Source organism: Rossellomorea sp. FS2, assembly GCF_047915635.1.
In the GTDB taxonomy this organism is placed as follows: Bacteria; Bacillota; Bacilli; order Bacillales; family Bacillaceae_B; genus Rossellomorea; species Rossellomorea marisflavi_A.
Genome location: NZ_JBLRVS010000001.1, coordinates 242895 through 258728, shown reverse-complemented (window position 1 = coordinate 258728; position 15834 = coordinate 242895). Strand labels below are relative to the sequence as shown.

The following is a 15834-nucleotide window of genomic DNA, read 5'->3' as shown; positions in this document are numbered from 1 at the left end:
AATAAAGCTATAACTAATTCGATTTATGAAACGGAGGTTGTCGCAAAATGTCGCAAGAATCTAACCCCGGCAAAATCACGCTCACCCCGCTTACCGTCGACGATCTTGGCGCACGTCGTGGCGTTCGGTCCGTCACGCTCGACAAGCAAGGCCGCCTTTGCCTGTCGCGAACCCTGCGTCGTGACCTCGGCATTGTCGATCGGTCCGAGCACATTTACGTCAGCGTAGACTTAGCTCAGCGCGTCATTGGTATCGTGAAGTCCGACGTAGTGAATAACGTCGTGGGCGCCGGCCAGCTCAAGGTGAGCAAACGTGGCTATGCGACGGGCCGTGCGTTGCTGCGTAAGTTTGGGCTGACGGAAGCAGGCGGGCCGTACCGGTTTGATTACGTTGGCAAGCTCGACTCAGGGGGCGCGGATTGGTTCGCCTTCAGACTCGCGGAGTGAGTGCGTTTCGCTTGAGTAACGCGGGTGAATAAAAGTTTTGGCGAAGGAGTACCGGGAGTTGACACTTGTGTGCCGCCCGATAGCTCTTTCGCCTTTTTTGTGTCAACGATTGCCTATTTCGCTGATTCGCTTAATCGCAAACTCCAGATATTTCGCCGCTTTTTTGCAATCTTCCAACCCGCCGTCATCGTGCTTATACGGAGCTCTTGCGAGATACTTCAACGCATTGCCGACGTTATAAGCAACGAAGCCGTCCGAATAGCCTGCCGTGATTTCTTCGATGACTTCGATCGTTTCGAAGCGAGCGTTCTGGTAGTGCGGAGGGCTGTCGACCATGTTCGGCGTGGAGTCTTCCGCGATGTGATCCGCATATTCCGGAAAGTCCTCTTCGAAGGGGGCCGTGGTCGCTCCGTGTGGGATGTCGGTCGGTTCCGCGACTACCTCGCAACAACAGTCCCGCACAAACCGCACGCCTTCTTGGCAACCAGGAGGATCAACTAAATAATGAATTTCATCGCCCCATTTTTCGTCGCCGTACGTCATTAAAACGAGTCCCTCCATACCTTCCGACCAATACTCGCCCTTCGTAATCCGTATCTTCTTCGCTTCTTTCGCCATCACAATTCCCTCCGTTCTTCTGCGGTAAGTGCGCGTCCAGCATCGCCCATTCGCGCCTTAATCGTCTCAATTTCCTGCGCCCATGTCTCGACGTTACGTGACACGATGTCGTACGCTTGCTGGTTGGCGGTGCCTAGGCGCTCAACTTTCGATTCTAGCTTCGATAACCGGCCCGCGAGGTTTGCGATTAGGTCGATGACTTGGCGCGGGTTGTTGCGGACGTCGGCTTCGGTTAGAGATAAATCGGCAGATTGCGTGAGTTCGTCGGCCGGCGGATTACCTGCGATAATTGCCTTCGACGTATCATACGTGCATGTAAAAAGTTCCTTCGGCTCAAGTACGTGATACTTATCCGTAGTCATGTCGATATAGTCCCAATCATCAATCGGCTTATCTAGGTAAAAGACGCCGAAGTAATCGCTATCTAATTCAACAACATTTCGTATCTCACTGACCTCGCAGTGGTCAATTTCCGTAACCAACACCTTCTCCCCTACGGCAGCCTTGCGCTCCACCATGCGGTAAACTGTGCCGTCGATGCGGACATTGCCGGTTGGGTCGAGCGTGGCGTACTTATTTGCGTACAAATAGTGACTAGTCCAGTCGTTGTCATTTAACGCGTTCGATCCGTTCAAGTTACCGGAATCTTGTACGTAGCCTACCTCAAGGATGTATGCGTGGCAGTGTTCGTCGCATTTATTAACAACGTAATCCCCTACGCTCGCCTTGCGCTCAACCTCCGCATACTCTCGTTCAACTCCGCCTAATTGTTCGTCTGCAATATAGTGTAAATTCGTCATTGTGACGCCTCCCTTTTCGCTTTTTCAAATACGGTTGATACCGGAAATATCTTGCGTCCCTCATCGTTAATAATGTGGAAGAACGTTCGATCCGTGTGCTCGTCGACTGCCACCACTTCGTACTCCTTGCCGGCTGTCGTACCGTCAGGGAATCCGCAGAAACCTTTTGCGATTAGCTTGTCGCCCACTTTCATCACACCGCCACCTTTCCTTTAATCGTCGGATGCGGGTCGTAGCCGATAATCTCGAAGTCGTCGAAGGTAAAGTCGTCTATGTCCGTCACCTGGCGCTTGATGTTCAGCGTCGGCAAGGCGCGAGGCTCACGTTGTAGCTGAACGTACATCTGCGGAATATGATTCGTGTAAATGTGTGCGTCGCCAATCGTGTGAATGAATTCGCCAACTTCTAAGCCGGTTACATGTGCGATCATGTGCGTCAGGAGCGAGTAGCTGGCGATGTTAAATGGTACTCCGAGGAATACGTCGCCGCTTCTTTGGTAAAGCTGACAACTAAGCCGCCCATCGGCAACGTAGAATTGAAACGCAAAGTGACAGGGCGGTAAAGCCATTTCGTGGAGCTCTCCGACATTCCATGCGTTTACTAAGAGGCGTCGGCTGTCGGGATACTTCTTTATTTCGTCGATCACCTTCCGTAATTGGTCGCGATGCACAATGCCGTACTTACTACCTTCGATGGTTTTTAACGTATTCCACGACCGCCATTGCTTCCCGTAAACCGGACCCAAATCGCCATTCTCATCCGCCCACTCGTTCCATATTCGCACGCCATTGTCCGTCAGGTATTTCGTATTTGTATCGCCGCTCAGGAACCACAACAGCTCATGCGCCACGCTCGGCCAGTGAATTTTTTTCGTAGTGAGCAACGGAAACCCTTTCGCCAGGTCGTAACGCGATTGCCAGCCGAATGTGCTCAGCGTGCCTGTTCCGGTGCGGTCGCCCTTCTCGACGCCATTTGCGAGTATGTGCCGTACAAGTGCCGCGTATTGTTGGTCAGCCATTATTCGTCCTCCCATTTACGTGCTGCTTCCGGCCCTTTCTTTTCCATGTTCTGACGGAATCTCTCGTTAAATCCCACGCCCGTGCTACCGTATGCCCCTTCGCCTCGGCTTGTTTCGTCCAGCGTGTCGACTTCCGTGAATGTTGCGTGTGCGACCGGTGCGATTACTAACTGAGCAATCCTATCACCTTTCGGTATAAAGTACGGAAGCGCATCGCTCTGCTCTATGTTGTCCGTTATGATTCCGATTTCGCCCGTGTATCCGCGGTCGATGGTGCCGAGCTGAACTCGCAGTGTGGACTTGGCCGTTACGCCCGATCGAGGACGTACCTGAGCCTCAAATCCCGGCGGTAACTCTATCGCCAATCCCGTCGGAACGATGGCTGTGGTGCCTGATTCTATAAATACGTCTTCAACCGTTGTTAAATCAAACCCACTGTCGCCGTCGTGGGCGTATTGTGGCGTGGCTGCGTCGGGATGCAGGCGTTTAAATTTTACGGGAATGTTCATTCGGAATCCTCCTCGTTATTCTTCATCGCGATTATTGCGTAATAATCGAATTCCTCGGCGAGATTCTCGTATTCCTCTACTTTTTCTTGAAGGCGCTCAATCTCGTGGTACATCGCTAGTATTAGTCCGTCTCCAGATAAGTTGCGCCACTCCTCGCCGTACCTTAGCGCTCTAAGACCTCCGCCGTTGCTCAGTTCATTTACAACCGAGTACTTGCCTTCCTCCAAATCGATTCTCATTCCGTTTCCTCCTTTTCGCCTAACGGCTTAGTTTTCGAACTCCACCGACTCGACCGCCGGCAGCCTTCCGATCAATTCTTCCAGCGCATTCTCAACGGCCTCCTCCGCTTCCTCCCGCGCCTTAGCGTTCACCTTCACGTCGGCAACCGCCTGCTCACGCGCCACCTTGTAGAGCGCCTGCAATTCCGACTCACTCAAGTCCTGGCGCAACAGCCCGACGTCCTTACTGATGGCCGCCTTGTCAAACGGAAGGTCGACGGCGATGATACGCGGCTGAGGCAGGCGAACAATGACCGTATTGCCTTGCGTTGTAATGCTCACGTCGTCGGTCGCGACGCCTAGCTTGAACGTGCCCTCGAGCGTCAACTCGTACGTCTTGTCGCCGAACCACTTGTCGTCGGTCAGGCGAACGGTCTTGCTGATGTCGCCAGTTAGGCCGACCAGTTCCGGCGTTTCCGTGAGTGCGTCGATGATCGCGTCCTTGTCGACGAGTTGTTTCGCTTGCACGGGCGCCAGTTTAGTCGTGCTGTCGGCGTTGCTGGGCGTGTAAAGGGCGACGGTGGTTGCCGTGATGCCGACGCCTAGTGCGAACGTGAGGATGTGGCGTTTGGTGCGCTTGAGCATGGCGGTGGGCCTCCTTTCGGTGTTGCGTGGTGGTTTCGAATAGTGCATTAGTCTATTCGTTTTTTCTTTAGGTTTTTACGCATGGATTTTAACTTTGCTTTGAACTTTTTCAAACCTTTACGTTTTTGATTAAACTTAAATTCTCTCTTTTTCATCCGCCCACCCTCCTTCGCTATATGTGTCTACTATCCGCAACCCTCACCACGACAACTCATCGGCATGCCTCGCAAGCTTACCTCGAAAGTTGACGCTCAGCTCGATCACATTGGCGTATTCCTCACCGCGAAAGTGCTCGATGTAAGGCGCAAACCCGCTTTTCTTTGCGTCAGGTAAATCGCATTGGCCGGTATGCCCTTCGATGATGACGGTGCATGAGTCGTGGATTCGCGTAAGGATTTTCTTAAGGTCGCCGCGACTGAAGTTTTGGCTTTCCGAGATAATTACCGTTTTGTCCTTAAGGTTAATACCGCGGGCGAAAATGTGGCTCATCGGATAAATCCAGACGTGACCGTTCTTCATCGCTTCGAGGTTTTCTTCGTTGTAGACCGACTTTTCCGGCTGTTCGTTGATTTCAAGCAGCGCGTCTTTTAACGGTTGCAAGTATTCCGCCTCTTTCGCTTGTTGCGTGCCCGGCCGGAAGCCCATCTTCTTTTCCTCGACTGGCGAGAAGATGTAAACGAGTGGCTTGCCGATCAACTTGGCGCATGCGACGGCGAGGGTTGTTTTACCGGTGCCTGACCTTGCGTTCACAATCGTTAGCTGGTTGTCGAAGATGGAGTCGACATAGGCGCGTTGCTCGTCGGTCAGCTTCGGCTCGAATCCGAACAACATCGAATCTTTCGGAAGTGGCATTGCGTTCAGCTCCTTTATACAGGTTTGCGGAAGCCCGTCGGGGGCCTCCGCTGTGTTCCTACTGGATAATATGTTCACCGGAACCTTTTCGCACAAACTGTTCCGCTAATTTATAATAGTCGGCCGGTGGGGCGTTCGCACAAATTCGCCTCACAAATCGTCAAAACCGTTATCGTCCGACACCTTTACATATTGGCGACTCTTCTGCTCGAAGAAGTCCGTCTTGCCGTTGTCGACCTCCTCGTACGCCTTGATCCATTTCATCGGATTCTTACGCGGTACCTCCGGAAACGCTTCGTGTCCATAGCCGAGCTGATTGCAACGCACATTCGCGTAGAATTTGATGTACTGCTCGAGCTCCGTCATGGAGATACCGTCGAACTCATTGCCGATAACCGACCGGCCCCATTCGATTTCCAGCTCGGCTGCCTTGCGGAAAGTCTCAACGGCGAACTTGCGAAGCTCAGGCGTGTCATGCTCAGGATTTTCCGCTAAGACTTCCTTGAAGATTTTAACGAATAAGTCGACGTGGATTTGCTCGTCGCGATTAATATAATTGATCATCGTACTCGTCGCGACCATCTTCTGATTACGCGCCAGGTTGTAGAAGAACGCAAAGCCGGAGTAGAAGAATAAGCCTTCGAGAATCACGTCGTACACGATCGACTTGAGAAAGTTTGGAACGCTTGGGTCGTCGGCAAACTCAGCGTACCCGTTCGTCACAAAGTCGTTGCGGTCACGTAGGGCTTTGTCCGTGCGCCAGTATTCGAATACTTCGTCTTGCTTCGATTTCGTGACTAGCGAAGATAGGACGTAACTGTACGAGTGATTGTGGACGACCTCCTGTTGCGCCAAGATAATCATGAGGGCATTGACGCTAGAGTCCGTAATGTAGTCGGCTGCCTTACCGGCATAGTCGGATTGAATCGAGTCTAGCAACGCAAGCAAGCCGATGATCTTGAGGAACGTTTCCTGCTCCTGGTCGCTAAGCTTCGGCCATTGCTTGATGTCGGCCGCCATGTTTACTTCGCTAGGTACCCAAAAATTCGCAAGCATTCGTTTGTATTTGGGATACGCCCATGTGTACCTGACATCTTCCCAGTTCAACACATTTGACGTTGACCCGTTTATAATTCCTGTTGACCTGTTCGGTGCATCTACATCCATTATCTTCCTCTTCTTGATTTCAGCCATCAAGTTTCCTCCTTAAACTACTTTTCTCCTAGTGCCGTTTACAATAGCCGAAGCATGGGACTGAGATATACCATACCTACTCATAACTTCTCGGTAGTTTAAATGGTTAGACCTTATATAAGTAACCTCTCTGTCGCTTATAGAAAGTAGATGGTTCCGCATCCCTAATCTGTACGCGTGCAATGCATTTTCAGAGTTATCACACCATTCCAGGTTATCAACCCTGTTATCGCGTGGATTACCGTTAATATGATTTACTTGGAATTTACTTTCTTCTGAAGGAGGGGGCAGGAAGTGCTTAGCTACTAGTCTATGAGTCCTGTAATCCTTGCCTTGCAAATTAGCACGACTATAACCTTTAGCGTCATAACGGGGCTTCAAAATCCGCCCCGTCTTATTGTTTCTGACTCTTCCGAGATCACTTACGCTGTAATTGCGATTTTCCTCAATTAATATCCATCGCTCACTCATGACGCGCACCATTCGCATTCTACGATTTCCTTAGACGTCGATCGAGTATAGTACGTAGTCTTGAGTCCCGAATCCCATGCCGCCATGTGTAGGTCGAGCAATTCCTTCGCCTTAATGTTGTTCTTCACGTACAAGTTGAACGAAATCGCCTGGTCAACGTGCTTCTGACGCTCGGCATTTTGGCGAATACTCCAATGCTGGTCGATATTGTACGCCGACTTATAGTAGAGGAACGTGTGCTGATTGATGTCGGGCGCTGTTACCGGAATCTTGTAGTCGCTCTTCTCCTCGCTGTACTCGATGTTGAAAATCGGATCAATCGACGCCGACGAGCCTGCGATAATAGACGTGGAGGCGTTAGGTGCAACCGCCATGAGGTAGCCGTTACGAATGCCCGTCGCGATTACTTCGTTTCTTAGTGCGTCCCACTTTCCGCCTGCATAATCGTGCTTGTCGAAGTATGCGCCCGTCGACCAGTCGGACTCTCCGAACGCTGGGTACGCTCCCTTTTCTTTCGCTAGGTCGGTGCTTGCTTTAATCGTCAAGTAGGCGATTTGCTCATATAATTCGCCGGCGTATCTGACGGCTGCTTTCGTTTCCCATACGATGCCTTTGAGAGCCAACAAGTGATGCCAGCCGAACGTGCCGAGGCCGACTGCGCGGTACTTCTGATTCGTGAGCGTCGCCTGCAATACCTCGATCGTGTTGAGGTCGATTACGTTGTCGAGCATGCGGACTTGAATCGGTACCAGGCGCTCGAGTACGTCGTCCATGACGGCTCTTGCGAGGTTGATTGACGACAGATTACATACTACGAAGTCGCCAGGCGTGTACGTTTTAATAATCTTGCCGTCGTGGGTGTGCTGCTCTTCCTGCGTGGTTGGCGATTGGTTCTGCGCGATTTCCGTACATAGGTTCGAGCAGTAAATCATTCCTTTGTGCGAGTTGGCGTTTTGGCGGTTGACTGAGTCGCGATAGAACATATACGGAGTGCCGGTTTCGAGCTGAGATTTCATAATGCCCTTGAAGATGTCGATGGCGGCGACCTTCTCCTTCGATAAGTCGTTGTTACGTACGCACTCGTCGTACTTGTCGCGGAATGATCCTTCGCCTTTCTTTTCGTCGAAGAAGTCCTCGAGCGAATAGCCCATCACGTCGCGCACCTCATGCGGATCAAACAGGAACCAGTCTCCGCGCTTCTGCACCGTTTCCATGAACAAGTCCGGCAAGCATACGCCAGTGAAAAGATCGTGCGTTCTCAAGCGCTCGTCACCGTTGTTCAGTTTCGCGTCAAGGAACGAAAAGATATCCTTATGCCACACGTCAAGGTAGACGGCAATGGCGCCTTTACGTTGTCCGAGTTGGTCGACGCTAACCGCTGTGTTGTTCAACTGCTTCATCCACGGAATGACTCCGCTTGATGCGCCTTTGTGCCCCCGAATGTTGGAGCCTCGCGACCGTACTTTGCCGAGGTAAACGCCGATGCCTCCGCCGCCTTTCGATAACTGGGCCACGTCCGAGTTGCTGTCGTAGATGCCTTGCAACGAATCGTCCACGGTGTCGATAAAGCAGCTCGACAATTGACCGTAAGCCTTGCCGGCATTTGTTAGAGTCGGAGTTGCCACCGTCATATACAGATTACTCAGCGCCCAATACGACTCAGCTACGAGCTCAAGGCGTTGGTCAGCCGGCTCCTTCGACATTAGGTGCATCGCGATTACTAGCCAGCGTTCCTGCGGTAGCTCGAACACTCGGCCGTCTTTGTCGCGGGCAAGGTATCGGTCGCTCAAGGTACGCAAGCCGATGTACGTAAACTTGTCGTCGCGTGCCGGGTCGATCAGTTCAGCCAGTTGCTGAATTTCTTCCTTCGAATATTGCTCGAGCAAGTACGGCGAATATACTCCGCGATTAGTAAGTGTGGTCAGCAGCGCGTAGAAGTCGCCGTACTTCTTGCTTGCGTCATAAACGCGATTCGTTGCCGCTTGCTTGTAGAGGTCGCGAATGTGAGTGCGTGCTGCTACGTACGTCCAGTCGGGCGTATCCATGCCGATGTTTTCTAGCGCCGTCATAATCAGCAGGTTCGTGATCTGTGCCGCCTTGTACGTGTCGCTCGACTCAATGCTGCGACTTACCTTTTCGCTAAAAGAATCGACGTCCAGCTTCGGAAAGCCGGCCGTCACATTGGCGATAAATCTATTTAAACGTGGCTCGTCGAACGGTAGTGCTCGCTTGCCTTGGTTCTTCGTAATTGTCGTCATTCAATCGTCCCCTTTTCGAATTTTTCTAGCGCTTCAATTAACTCGTCAGTGCCGACGCCATGTTCCCGCATGATCTCGCTGATTAGTTGCCCGAGCGTGTCGGCGGCCGGCGCCTCCTTCGTCCTCAACTCGCGCCTGACTTCCTCGCCCCATTCCGCCTGCTCGAACTTCATCATTTCGATTTGGTGTTCGTAAGTTTCGACGGCTTCCCGCGCCTCGGCTACGTGTTTTTCGTGATATTCGAGGTTGTTGCGTGCGTCGGCGAGCTGTTCCTCGACCATTCGCTGATACTGCTCGGACTTGGCGATACGTTGGCGGAGTTCGTCGGCTTTGTTCATTCCTCGTTACCCTCGTTGATTACTTCCGTTTCCGATTCGTACCTGATTCCGAGGTAATCTAACGCAGCGAAGAATCCTTCAATCTGCGAATCTATTTTGTCGTGGTAGTAGTCGCCTGTTAACACCGTTTCTCCTACGACATTAACAAGCGTTTTAACTTCCCCGTCTTCTCCCCACTCTAAATCGCGAATGATTTTAAACTTTTTCATCGATTAATCCCTCCTCGATTAAATACGCTAGGCCAATCGCCACCGCGTCACTTTCATCGTCCTTGGCGAACTCTCCCGTATACCCCGTCCACTTCCGCACGGCTTCTTCGACTTCCCACTTTTCCGCCTTTCCTTTTCCGACGACCAGCTTCTTGACTTTCGACTGGCTTATCGCAGGCTCCGTAAAGTTTAAGCCGAACCGGTTAAGCGCCTGATCCACCGCGCCCCATGCGGAGTAAACCGGATGCCCCTGCCGGCTCGTTCTTGCGACAAAGTCCTCGCGAATGATGACGTCGAACCCTTTAGGCGCATGCTTGGCGATGAACAATGTCGCCCATGATTTAACGATGTCGGCACGTAAACCGTGATGCTGCTTGGCGTTTGTGATGACGTGTGAGACGTCGATAATGCGAGCCTTTCGATTCTTTACCTCGATGACGCCGACGCCTGGTGCGCTCATTGACGTGTCGAACGGGAGGACTCGAAGGGCGCTCATTGCGCCGCCTCTTCCCGCGTCTCCTTGATGAATTCGAACGCTTCGTAATACTGCTGCTTTTTCCAGTTAGGCAGCCCGGACTTTTGCGCCCGCCTTACCTGATCCTTGACCGCTTCGAACTCCTCGTCAGTCACACTTTTCGCAGTCGCGCCCTTGTAGTCGTTATATTTCCAGCCGTCGAAGTCGATTGCAGGCGGATTCTTCTCACGCCAGGCTTTCGTAACTCGCGCAAACTTGTCGAGCACTTCTTGGCGAACCTCTTTCGGAAAGTATCGCCCGTATGCTTTGTTACGGCTGAAGTCGCGATTCCAGTCGGCGCCGTACGTCAGGTGGTACAGAATGACAGTGTAGTCGAGGTCGTACATTTCGTTATAGATATGCGTTTGAAGTTCGTGGTCAGGCTTCGGCTCCGATTGCTTTTTGAACTCCGTATAGCTTTTCTGGAACGACTTCACCTCGAGGCCCACACGCAGCACTTCGCCATCGTCGGTCACATAGTGGAGGATTCCGTCAGGCAGTCCGTTCAACCCGAACCGCTCGCCGTTATGCTCGATTTCGTGCACCTTTTTAACGAAGTGCTCAAACGCTGGCTCTCCTCGATCTGTTCGCTCGAACTTGAATCGCGGTTCCTTTCCGGTCAGGCGCTTGAAGTGACGCTCAGCCAGCATGATTTCACGCTGAATGTAACCGCCCACCTGCGAACCTAGTGCCGCCCATTCTCGCTGATTGCGATTCGGTATTCGAACGTCTCTCCCTTTGCTTCCGTTGACCACCTTTTCATACAACTGACGCTCATCCTTGCTCGCCGAACTAGGCGCGAATGTCGGTCGCCGCTTGCCGTCGGGGCCGTAGAGGTACTTTTTCCAGCCGTCCTTTTCGCCTAGTTGTTCGCGAAGAACCCTTGCGTACTGTTCGTAAAACTCTGCGTCCATTTCATCGTCATACGGCTGCTCGTGGCGGTGAAATTCGTCTAAAAAATCTACCAAGTCTTGCGCGATTTGATTTGCGATAGTTTGAGTCAATTATTCGTCCTCCCCTTTTGGTTTCCAGTTGTTCCAACCCGCGTAACGAATATGTTCTTCGCTCAGGCTTTCGGTATCGTTGTAATAATCCTCCGGAGTTATATCAAACTTTTCGCAAACTCCTTCGTAGCACCACAGTTCATGGATCGGCAGGCAATGATAGTTTGCGGTAATACAAAGAGCTCTCAATGCGTCGGCCTTATTCGTAACTTCTTCGCCACGAACCGTATAGACATCGCTCATCCGTCGCCACCACCCTTTTATCGTTTTATAGTTATCCGCGAACCAGCCCGACCAACAACACGGCGAAAGGTATCGCCAGCATCACGAACATGGCGAGCTTGCCTGCGATTGCCCCTTCCTTGCCTTCCGTCTCGACCATCAAATTCGCGATTAAAATTACCGCCAAGCAAAGTAGCGCTACGACTGTCATCGCCCATCCCTCGCAATCTGCACGGCGTCGAGGATCGTTTCCTGGTCGGTCATTCCGGTGATGCGTGTTATTTCGAGTCCGTTGCGCTTGAAGATTAACGTCGGAACCGAGCTTACGCTGACTTTCTCGCGTTCCTCTTCGCTGAGATTGACCGCGTTAAAATGCGTGATGTGGACGCCTTCGAGGGCGCCTTGGTCGCGCAGCTCGTCGACGTAGTGTGAGACGGCCGGGCAATACCGGCATTGTGGTGACGTGTACTTTTGAATTTCGATCATTAGTTTTCCTCCTTAAACGTACGTTTTCACGCCGTAAGTTTCTTTTAAATGCTTGCGAATCTCCCTGTACTCTTCTTCGCTAATTTCCCACGTTTCCAAAAAGTCTACGAAACTCATTCGCGCAGCTTCCTTTGTCAGGGCGTACATCAATTGGCTAAACTTTTCGTTGTTCACACGTTTTCCTCCTTTTGTTTGAACCATTCGTCTAACGGAACGCCCTCGCCCCACCTTCGCATGACCTCGATATCCGTACCGTTCGGCAGTACGTCTCCCCAGCGATAAGAATCGACCATGATTCGGCGAATGTCGTCCGCTTCTTGCTTCGTAAAATCTTCCGGTACCTCGAAGATTAATTCGTCGTGAACCGAACTCCATAGCGACCAGCCCGGCTTGTTGACGCAGTACTCATGCGCCCTGAGCATCGTGACTTTCGTTTGAATGGATGATGATCCTTGCACGCGGGCATTTGTCGCCTGCCGCATCGCCCTGTTCTTCTTGCCGAAGTTAGGGTCGCCCCAACCTTTCAGTTTTAACTTTGCGTCGGGTAGTCGTCGCTTACGCGCCTGCTTATCCGTCCAAACAAAGCCGTTCTTCTCGACAAACTTGCGATTACCCTCAATCCATGCGTTAAGCTGCGGCATACTCTCGAATAGTTCCGTTTGGAATTTAACCGCTGCATTGACGTCGGTGCCTAGCATTTCCGCCAGCGAGTATTTGCTCATTCCGTAAAGAGTCGCAAGCCATACGACTTTCATCTGCTTACGTTCCTTCGTGTCGCTTCCGTCGGCGTTCTTGTAAACCTCTTCGTACGGTCGCTTGTAGAAGTTGCTCGCCATCATCGCGTATGGATCGCGGTTCTCAAGGAAAGCGTTTATCAGGACTTCCTCGCCCGACATGTACGCGACGCATCGGATTTCCTGTGCCTTGAAGTCAGCGCCAACCAATACTTTGCCAGGCGGAGCGACGAACATCGGCCGTGCTTCAGCCGGTTGGTTCTGGGCGTTGAATCCCTGTTCGCTTTTGTCCTCTTCGTCCTTGCCGGAACTGAATCGACCTGTCACGGTTCCCATCGGATTGAAGCGCGAGTGCCACCGTTTAGTGCCTGCGTTCTGTTTAGTCGGCAATGTGTCGATGTACGTGCCGGACAGTTTCGTGATGCGCTTGTATTCAAGCAGGCGGTCAATTAGTTCGAATTCTTTTCGCAAAGGCTTGAGCGTCTTTTTGGCGTCGAGATTGTCGAGTTTCTTGCCGATTGCTTTCGATAGTGCTGGCTTCATTTGGTGCGGTGAGTTTAAGTTGATCTGCTCGTCGCCGTCATGAAACGGAGTTAATTTTGCGACCAGGTACTTGTGCAGCTCTTCCGCCTCTTTTCGCAGTCTTTCTCCGTACTCCTTCGCAAACTCAATGTCGAGCACGTAGCCATTCGCCTCTAAGTCTGCGATAACTTCGAGTAAAGGCGCTTCAACCTCGTTATAGTACGAGTAGATTGTCGGCATTTTCTTCATATGAGCGCTCTGGAATCGGTACAAATCCCACGTAAGATGCGTATCTTTAGCTGCGTACACTAGCGCAATATCTAAGGGAACGTCGGCAAACTGAGCGTTCTTTCCGAATAGCTCCGAAAAAGTGTCGGACTCGCAACCGAGATACCTTGGCGCCAAGTCCTTCAGCTTATAAGACGGCTCGTTTTCGTTAAGCAAGTGCATCGCCGTCATCGTGTCCCACACAACTCCGGTCAGTTTAACGTCATGCCTGCGAAACATGTTGATGTCGAATATAGCGTTGTGGAGAACCTTTCCGACTGACTTATCGCCAAGCATCGGCCGTAAGCCGTCGAGCACGTACTGGCGGTGGAGCTGTTCCTCAACATCGCAATGATCCACCGGAATATATACGTGATAATCTCGCTTTGGTAGCGTGATGGATATGCCGACAATTACATCGACATACACATCTACGCCAGTTGTTTCCGTATCTATCGCGACAATGTCCTCGCCTTTCAACTCGTCGACCAATCGCTCGAATTGCCGTTCGGTTACGATTAGTCGGTAGTTTTCCGGCGTGCTCTCAACCAAGTCTGCCAACTTCTGCTCGCGCTGCTGTTCCGCCAGCACTTTGTACATGCGTAGCGCCTCCGCCTTGCTGAAACGCTTGCCCTCGGAATCTCGTCCTACCAGTCCCGATTGCATGTCGTCACGTACCTCGAGCAGTTTCGCTTGATCCGGCGCGCTGTTGTTCTTCATCGCCAGTATTCGCGCCCACGCCTCGTCGAGCGTTTCCGTCGCCGCCTTCTTCTTGGCGCCTGCCTGGCGGACTTTATCGGTTACGTCCTTCGTGTCGTCCGACTTGGCGCCGAGGTTTAGTCGCAAATTCAATCCGCATCACTCCCTGCCTATTCGCTGAACGTTCATGCGATTGTAGAACGCCAGCACCTTTTCGAAATTGTCGTCAGCCCAATCGCGCTGGCAACCGCCCGAGCAAAACGTCAGGTCGGCATGATCGTCGTACAGGACGGTCGGCTGAGCGAGAGGGGCCGAGCAGTTGGCGCAGGTTTGGGTCATTCGCTGTCACCAGCCGGCTTGTCGAAACGATGCTCGACCGGAGTGATTAGTTCGATGTCCCTCGGAAATTCAGACGAACGACTTTTGCCCCACGAAATAGTCGTCCTGCCATTAACGCCTGTATCTTTGACGACTTCTACGTAACTTCCTTTCGTCGTAGCTGAGCCGGTGTAACGAACGATATCGCCTTCCTTAAACTCGTTCGGCTTCCGACCAATCTCCGCCCACTTATCAGCGACTGCCTTCTCGGCTTGCTGGCGCTTGGCTTCCGCGACTTCTTCGTCGGTGGCTCGGATAAGTTGAGAAGCGTGCATGAATTCCTCTTTTTTGCCTTCTGATTTAACGAAGATGTAACCGTCGTCTCTAAATCTCGTTACTTCAGCGATGTCACCGACTTCGTAATCCCACAGAAAATATATCGAACTTCCGACCACCTTCGCATAATCTCCGACTTGCAAGGGCGCAGGCTTGTCGACGATTGGTTCGTAGACTTTGACGTTAGCTGGCGTGCGGTCTGCTCTGTCGTTATACACCGGCCACCCACTCGTTACTCTCAGACCGCTGCCTACTACGTACGGAGTTTTGTTAGCCACGAATGCGCTAGTAGTTTCCGTAAACACGACCACGTCACCCTCACGCGCCTCACGATCAACTCGGCGATACTCGACGCCCTCATGCGTGATTGTTTCTGGTTGTGCTCGCTTCTTGGCTTTGGCAACCTCTTCGTCAGTTGCGCGGATTAGGTTGACTTTGTCAGAGAACCCATGGAGGTCTTTTCCGATAGCTACGATCATGAAGTCGGAGCTCCCGACATGATTCTCGAAAAGTTCAACGACGTCCCCCTCCGAAAACCCGTGAGCTGCCAAAGGTCGGTGTATGATTTTAGCGTAATCCCCGACTTTAAGAGGCGCCCCTATCTTCGCCTTCAACTCGACCAACTCATCAACGCTACCCTCAAACGTTTGTCCATTAATCGTCATTTTCGCCATCTTCAAACCGCCTCCGTTTCGATTACTTCGTCAAATAAATCACGATTAAGCGTTAGCCCCAACTCAACCCACCGCTTGGCTGCCGTTTGCTCGCTCGCCCAATACTCCTGTTGCCCCGTATTCTCGAACATCCACACGCGCGGTATTTCGCCGTCGGCGCCCAGCACCCCGATAATATAGTCGACCTCGGCCGGCGAGTAGCCTTTGCCTTTGCCGTTACGCGTCTGAACGACGAGCTCGCCTTTACGGTCGCCGCGAATCTTCATCGTCTTGACCTGGAAAGTAGCGAAGTTGCCACGCGGGTCCTTGGCGACGATATCGTGCGATTCTTCCGTTTCGGGCTTGCCGACGCTCGACCAGCCGTTTGCCATGAGCGATGCCATTGCGATCAGTTCCGAAAACTTGCCTATTGTTTCCGTTTTGTACGCCATCAAAAATTCCTCCGTTTCATTTTTCTCAAATTTTAAACCGATGGGCCAGCG

Annotated in this window: 23 protein-coding genes; 1 reads left to right on the top strand and 22 read right to left on the bottom strand. The window is 52.0% G+C overall.

Annotated features, from left to right (window positions below):
- Positions 1–47 precede the first annotated feature (47 nt).
- A complete protein-coding gene (locus tag ACNA6I_RS01380) occupies positions 48–446 on the top strand; it encodes a hypothetical protein (RefSeq protein WP_416312834.1) in 399 nt (132 codons plus the stop codon).
- 102 nt (positions 447–548) lie between these two features.
- Here ACNA6I_RS01380 and ACNA6I_RS01375 read toward each other — a convergent pair whose 3' ends face one another.
- The 22 genes from ACNA6I_RS01375 to ACNA6I_RS01270 all read right to left on the bottom strand — a co-directional run bounded on the left by ACNA6I_RS01375 (position 549) and on the right by ACNA6I_RS01270 (position 15783).
- On the bottom strand, positions 549–1064 hold the full coding sequence (locus ACNA6I_RS01375) for a DUF3310 domain-containing protein (protein ID WP_416312833.1): 516 nt from the start codon (positions 1062–1064) through the stop codon (positions 549–551).
- A complete protein-coding gene (locus ACNA6I_RS01370; RefSeq protein ID WP_416312832.1) occupies positions 1064–1864 on the bottom strand; it encodes a hypothetical protein in 801 nt (266 codons plus the stop codon). The genes ACNA6I_RS01375 and ACNA6I_RS01370 overlap by 1 nt, the downstream gene beginning before the upstream one ends.
- Positions 1861–2058, bottom strand: a complete 198-nt coding sequence (locus tag ACNA6I_RS01365; RefSeq protein ID WP_416312831.1) for a hypothetical protein — start codon at positions 2056–2058, stop codon at positions 1861–1863. The genes ACNA6I_RS01370 and ACNA6I_RS01365 overlap by 4 nt, the downstream gene beginning before the upstream one ends.
- The gene (locus ACNA6I_RS01360) at positions 2058–2882 is read right to left on the bottom strand and encodes a thymidylate synthase (protein ID WP_416312830.1); all 825 of its coding nucleotides are present in this window, start codon (positions 2880–2882) and stop codon (positions 2058–2060) included. The genes ACNA6I_RS01365 and ACNA6I_RS01360 overlap by 1 nt, the downstream gene beginning before the upstream one ends.
- The gene (dut, locus tag ACNA6I_RS01355; RefSeq protein WP_416312829.1) at positions 2882–3391 is read right to left on the bottom strand and encodes a dUTP diphosphatase; all 510 of its coding nucleotides are present in this window, start codon (positions 3389–3391) and stop codon (positions 2882–2884) included. Before dut ends, ACNA6I_RS01360 begins: the two co-directional genes overlap by 1 nt.
- Complete coding sequence (locus ACNA6I_RS01350; RefSeq protein ID WP_416312828.1) at positions 3388–3630, bottom strand: hypothetical protein; 243 nt, start codon at positions 3628–3630, stop codon at positions 3388–3390. Before ACNA6I_RS01350 ends, dut begins: the two co-directional genes overlap by 4 nt.
- A 27-nt stretch (positions 3631–3657) precedes the next feature.
- Positions 3658–4254, bottom strand: a complete 597-nt coding sequence (locus ACNA6I_RS01345) for a DUF4230 domain-containing protein (RefSeq protein ID WP_416312827.1) — start codon at positions 4252–4254, stop codon at positions 3658–3660.
- A gap of 198 nt (positions 4255–4452) precedes the next feature.
- Positions 4453–5106, bottom strand: coding sequence for a PhoH family protein (locus ACNA6I_RS01340; protein ID WP_416312826.1), 654 nt, complete (start codon positions 5104–5106; stop codon positions 4453–4455).
- Positions 5107–5256: 150 nt separating this feature from the next.
- Complete coding sequence (locus ACNA6I_RS01335) at positions 5257–6300, bottom strand: ribonucleotide-diphosphate reductase subunit beta (protein ID WP_416313204.1); 1044 nt, start codon at positions 6298–6300, stop codon at positions 5257–5259.
- Positions 6301–6312: 12 nt separating this feature from the next.
- Positions 6313–6771 carry an HNH endonuclease gene (locus ACNA6I_RS01330; protein WP_416312825.1) on the bottom strand — a complete coding sequence of 153 codons (459 nt, stop codon included), beginning with the start codon at positions 6769–6771 and terminating at the stop codon, positions 6313–6315.
- Positions 6768–9029, bottom strand: coding sequence for a ribonucleoside-diphosphate reductase subunit alpha (locus tag ACNA6I_RS01325; RefSeq protein WP_416312824.1), 2262 nt, complete (start codon positions 9027–9029; stop codon positions 6768–6770). Before ACNA6I_RS01325 ends, ACNA6I_RS01330 begins: the two co-directional genes overlap by 4 nt.
- Positions 9026–9367: a hypothetical protein gene (locus ACNA6I_RS01320; protein ID WP_416312823.1), complete on the bottom strand. Its 342-nt coding sequence runs from the start codon at positions 9365–9367 to the stop codon at positions 9026–9028. Before ACNA6I_RS01320 ends, ACNA6I_RS01325 begins: the two co-directional genes overlap by 4 nt.
- Positions 9364–9576 carry a hypothetical protein gene (locus ACNA6I_RS01315; protein ID WP_416312822.1) on the bottom strand — a complete coding sequence of 71 codons (213 nt, stop codon included), beginning with the start codon at positions 9574–9576 and terminating at the stop codon, positions 9364–9366. Before ACNA6I_RS01315 ends, ACNA6I_RS01320 begins: the two co-directional genes overlap by 4 nt.
- Positions 9563–10072 carry a crossover junction endodeoxyribonuclease RuvC gene (locus ACNA6I_RS01310; RefSeq protein WP_416312821.1) on the bottom strand — a complete coding sequence of 170 codons (510 nt, stop codon included), beginning with the start codon at positions 10070–10072 and terminating at the stop codon, positions 9563–9565. The genes ACNA6I_RS01315 and ACNA6I_RS01310 overlap by 14 nt, the downstream gene beginning before the upstream one ends.
- Positions 10069–11094, bottom strand: a complete 1026-nt coding sequence (locus ACNA6I_RS01305) for a hypothetical protein (RefSeq protein WP_416312820.1) — start codon at positions 11092–11094, stop codon at positions 10069–10071. Before ACNA6I_RS01305 ends, ACNA6I_RS01310 begins: the two co-directional genes overlap by 4 nt.
- Positions 11095–11337, bottom strand: a complete 243-nt coding sequence (locus ACNA6I_RS01300) for a hypothetical protein (protein ID WP_416312819.1) — start codon at positions 11335–11337, stop codon at positions 11095–11097. It abuts the gene before it with no gap.
- A gap of 31 nt (positions 11338–11368) precedes the next feature.
- Positions 11369–11527 (bottom strand): hypothetical protein, encoded by a 159-nt coding sequence (locus tag ACNA6I_RS01295; protein WP_416312818.1) that lies wholly within the window; start codon positions 11525–11527, stop codon positions 11369–11371.
- The gene (locus tag ACNA6I_RS01290) at positions 11524–11802 is read right to left on the bottom strand and encodes a thioredoxin domain-containing protein (RefSeq protein ID WP_416312817.1); all 279 of its coding nucleotides are present in this window, start codon (positions 11800–11802) and stop codon (positions 11524–11526) included. Before ACNA6I_RS01290 ends, ACNA6I_RS01295 begins: the two co-directional genes overlap by 4 nt.
- Positions 11803–11814: 12 nt before the next feature.
- Positions 11815–11976: a hypothetical protein gene (locus ACNA6I_RS01285; protein ID WP_416312816.1), complete on the bottom strand. Its 162-nt coding sequence runs from the start codon at positions 11974–11976 to the stop codon at positions 11815–11817.
- On the bottom strand, positions 11973–14177 hold the full coding sequence (locus ACNA6I_RS01280) for a DNA polymerase (RefSeq protein ID WP_416312815.1): 2205 nt from the start codon (positions 14175–14177) through the stop codon (positions 11973–11975). Before ACNA6I_RS01280 ends, ACNA6I_RS01285 begins: the two co-directional genes overlap by 4 nt.
- A gap of 182 nt (positions 14178–14359) precedes the next feature.
- The gene (locus ACNA6I_RS01275) at positions 14360–15352 is read right to left on the bottom strand and encodes a hypothetical protein (RefSeq protein WP_416312814.1); all 993 of its coding nucleotides are present in this window, start codon (positions 15350–15352) and stop codon (positions 14360–14362) included.
- Positions 15353–15354: 2 nt separating this feature from the next.
- The gene (locus ACNA6I_RS01270; protein ID WP_416312813.1) at positions 15355–15783 is read right to left on the bottom strand and encodes a hypothetical protein; all 429 of its coding nucleotides are present in this window, start codon (positions 15781–15783) and stop codon (positions 15355–15357) included.
- Between the last annotated feature and the right edge of the window lie 51 nt (positions 15784–15834).

Excerpts from the sequence above, each read along its gene's own strand:
- ACNA6I_RS01380 (WP_416312834.1), top strand. The coding sequence starts at position 48 with ATGTCGCAAGAATCTAACCCCGGCAAAATCACGCTCACCCCGCTTACC.
- ACNA6I_RS01375 (WP_416312833.1), bottom strand. The coding sequence starts at position 1,064 with ATGGCGAAAGAAGCGAAGAAGATACGGATTACGAAGGGCGAGTATTGG.
- ACNA6I_RS01370 (WP_416312832.1), bottom strand. The coding sequence starts at position 1,864 with ATGACGAATTTACACTATATTGCAGACGAACAATTAGGCGGAGTTGAA.
- ACNA6I_RS01365 (WP_416312831.1), bottom strand. The coding sequence starts at position 2,058 with ATGAAAGTGGGCGACAAGCTAATCGCAAAAGGTTTCTGCGGATTCCCT.
- ACNA6I_RS01360 (WP_416312830.1), bottom strand. The coding sequence starts at position 2,882 with ATGGCTGACCAACAATACGCGGCACTTGTACGGCACATACTCGCAAAT.
- dut (WP_416312829.1), bottom strand. The coding sequence starts at position 3,391 with ATGAACATTCCCGTAAAATTTAAACGCCTGCATCCCGACGCAGCCACG.
- ACNA6I_RS01350 (WP_416312828.1), bottom strand. The coding sequence starts at position 3,630 with ATGAGAATCGATTTGGAGGAAGGCAAGTACTCGGTTGTAAATGAACTG.
- ACNA6I_RS01345 (WP_416312827.1), bottom strand. The coding sequence starts at position 4,254 with ATGCTCAAGCGCACCAAACGCCACATCCTCACGTTCGCACTAGGCGTC.
- ACNA6I_RS01340 (WP_416312826.1), bottom strand. The coding sequence starts at position 5,106 with ATGCCACTTCCGAAAGATTCGATGTTGTTCGGATTCGAGCCGAAGCTG.
- ACNA6I_RS01335 (WP_416313204.1), bottom strand. The coding sequence starts at position 6,300 with ATGGCTGAAATCAAGAAGAGGAAGATAATGGATGTAGATGCACCGAAC.
- ACNA6I_RS01330 (WP_416312825.1), bottom strand. The coding sequence starts at position 6,771 with ATGAGTGAGCGATGGATATTAATTGAGGAAAATCGCAATTACAGCGTA.
- ACNA6I_RS01325 (WP_416312824.1), bottom strand. The coding sequence starts at position 9,029 with ATGACGACAATTACGAAGAACCAAGGCAAGCGAGCACTACCGTTCGAC.
- ACNA6I_RS01320 (WP_416312823.1), bottom strand. The coding sequence starts at position 9,367 with ATGAACAAAGCCGACGAACTCCGCCAACGTATCGCCAAGTCCGAGCAG.
- ACNA6I_RS01315 (WP_416312822.1), bottom strand. The coding sequence starts at position 9,576 with ATGAAAAAGTTTAAAATCATTCGCGATTTAGAGTGGGGAGAAGACGGG.
- ACNA6I_RS01310 (WP_416312821.1), bottom strand. The coding sequence starts at position 10,072 with ATGAGCGCCCTTCGAGTCCTCCCGTTCGACACGTCAATGAGCGCACCA.
- ACNA6I_RS01300 (WP_416312819.1), bottom strand. The coding sequence starts at position 11,337 with ATGAGCGATGTCTATACGGTTCGTGGCGAAGAAGTTACGAATAAGGCC.
- ACNA6I_RS01295 (WP_416312818.1), bottom strand. The coding sequence starts at position 11,527 with ATGACAGTCGTAGCGCTACTTTGCTTGGCGGTAATTTTAATCGCGAAT.
- ACNA6I_RS01290 (WP_416312817.1), bottom strand. The coding sequence starts at position 11,802 with ATGATCGAAATTCAAAAGTACACGTCACCACAATGCCGGTATTGCCCG.
- ACNA6I_RS01275 (WP_416312814.1), bottom strand. The coding sequence starts at position 15,352 with ATGGCGAAAATGACGATTAATGGACAAACGTTTGAGGGTAGCGTTGAT.
- ACNA6I_RS01270 (WP_416312813.1), bottom strand. The coding sequence starts at position 15,783 with ATGGCGTACAAAACGGAAACAATAGGCAAGTTTTCGGAACTGATCGCA.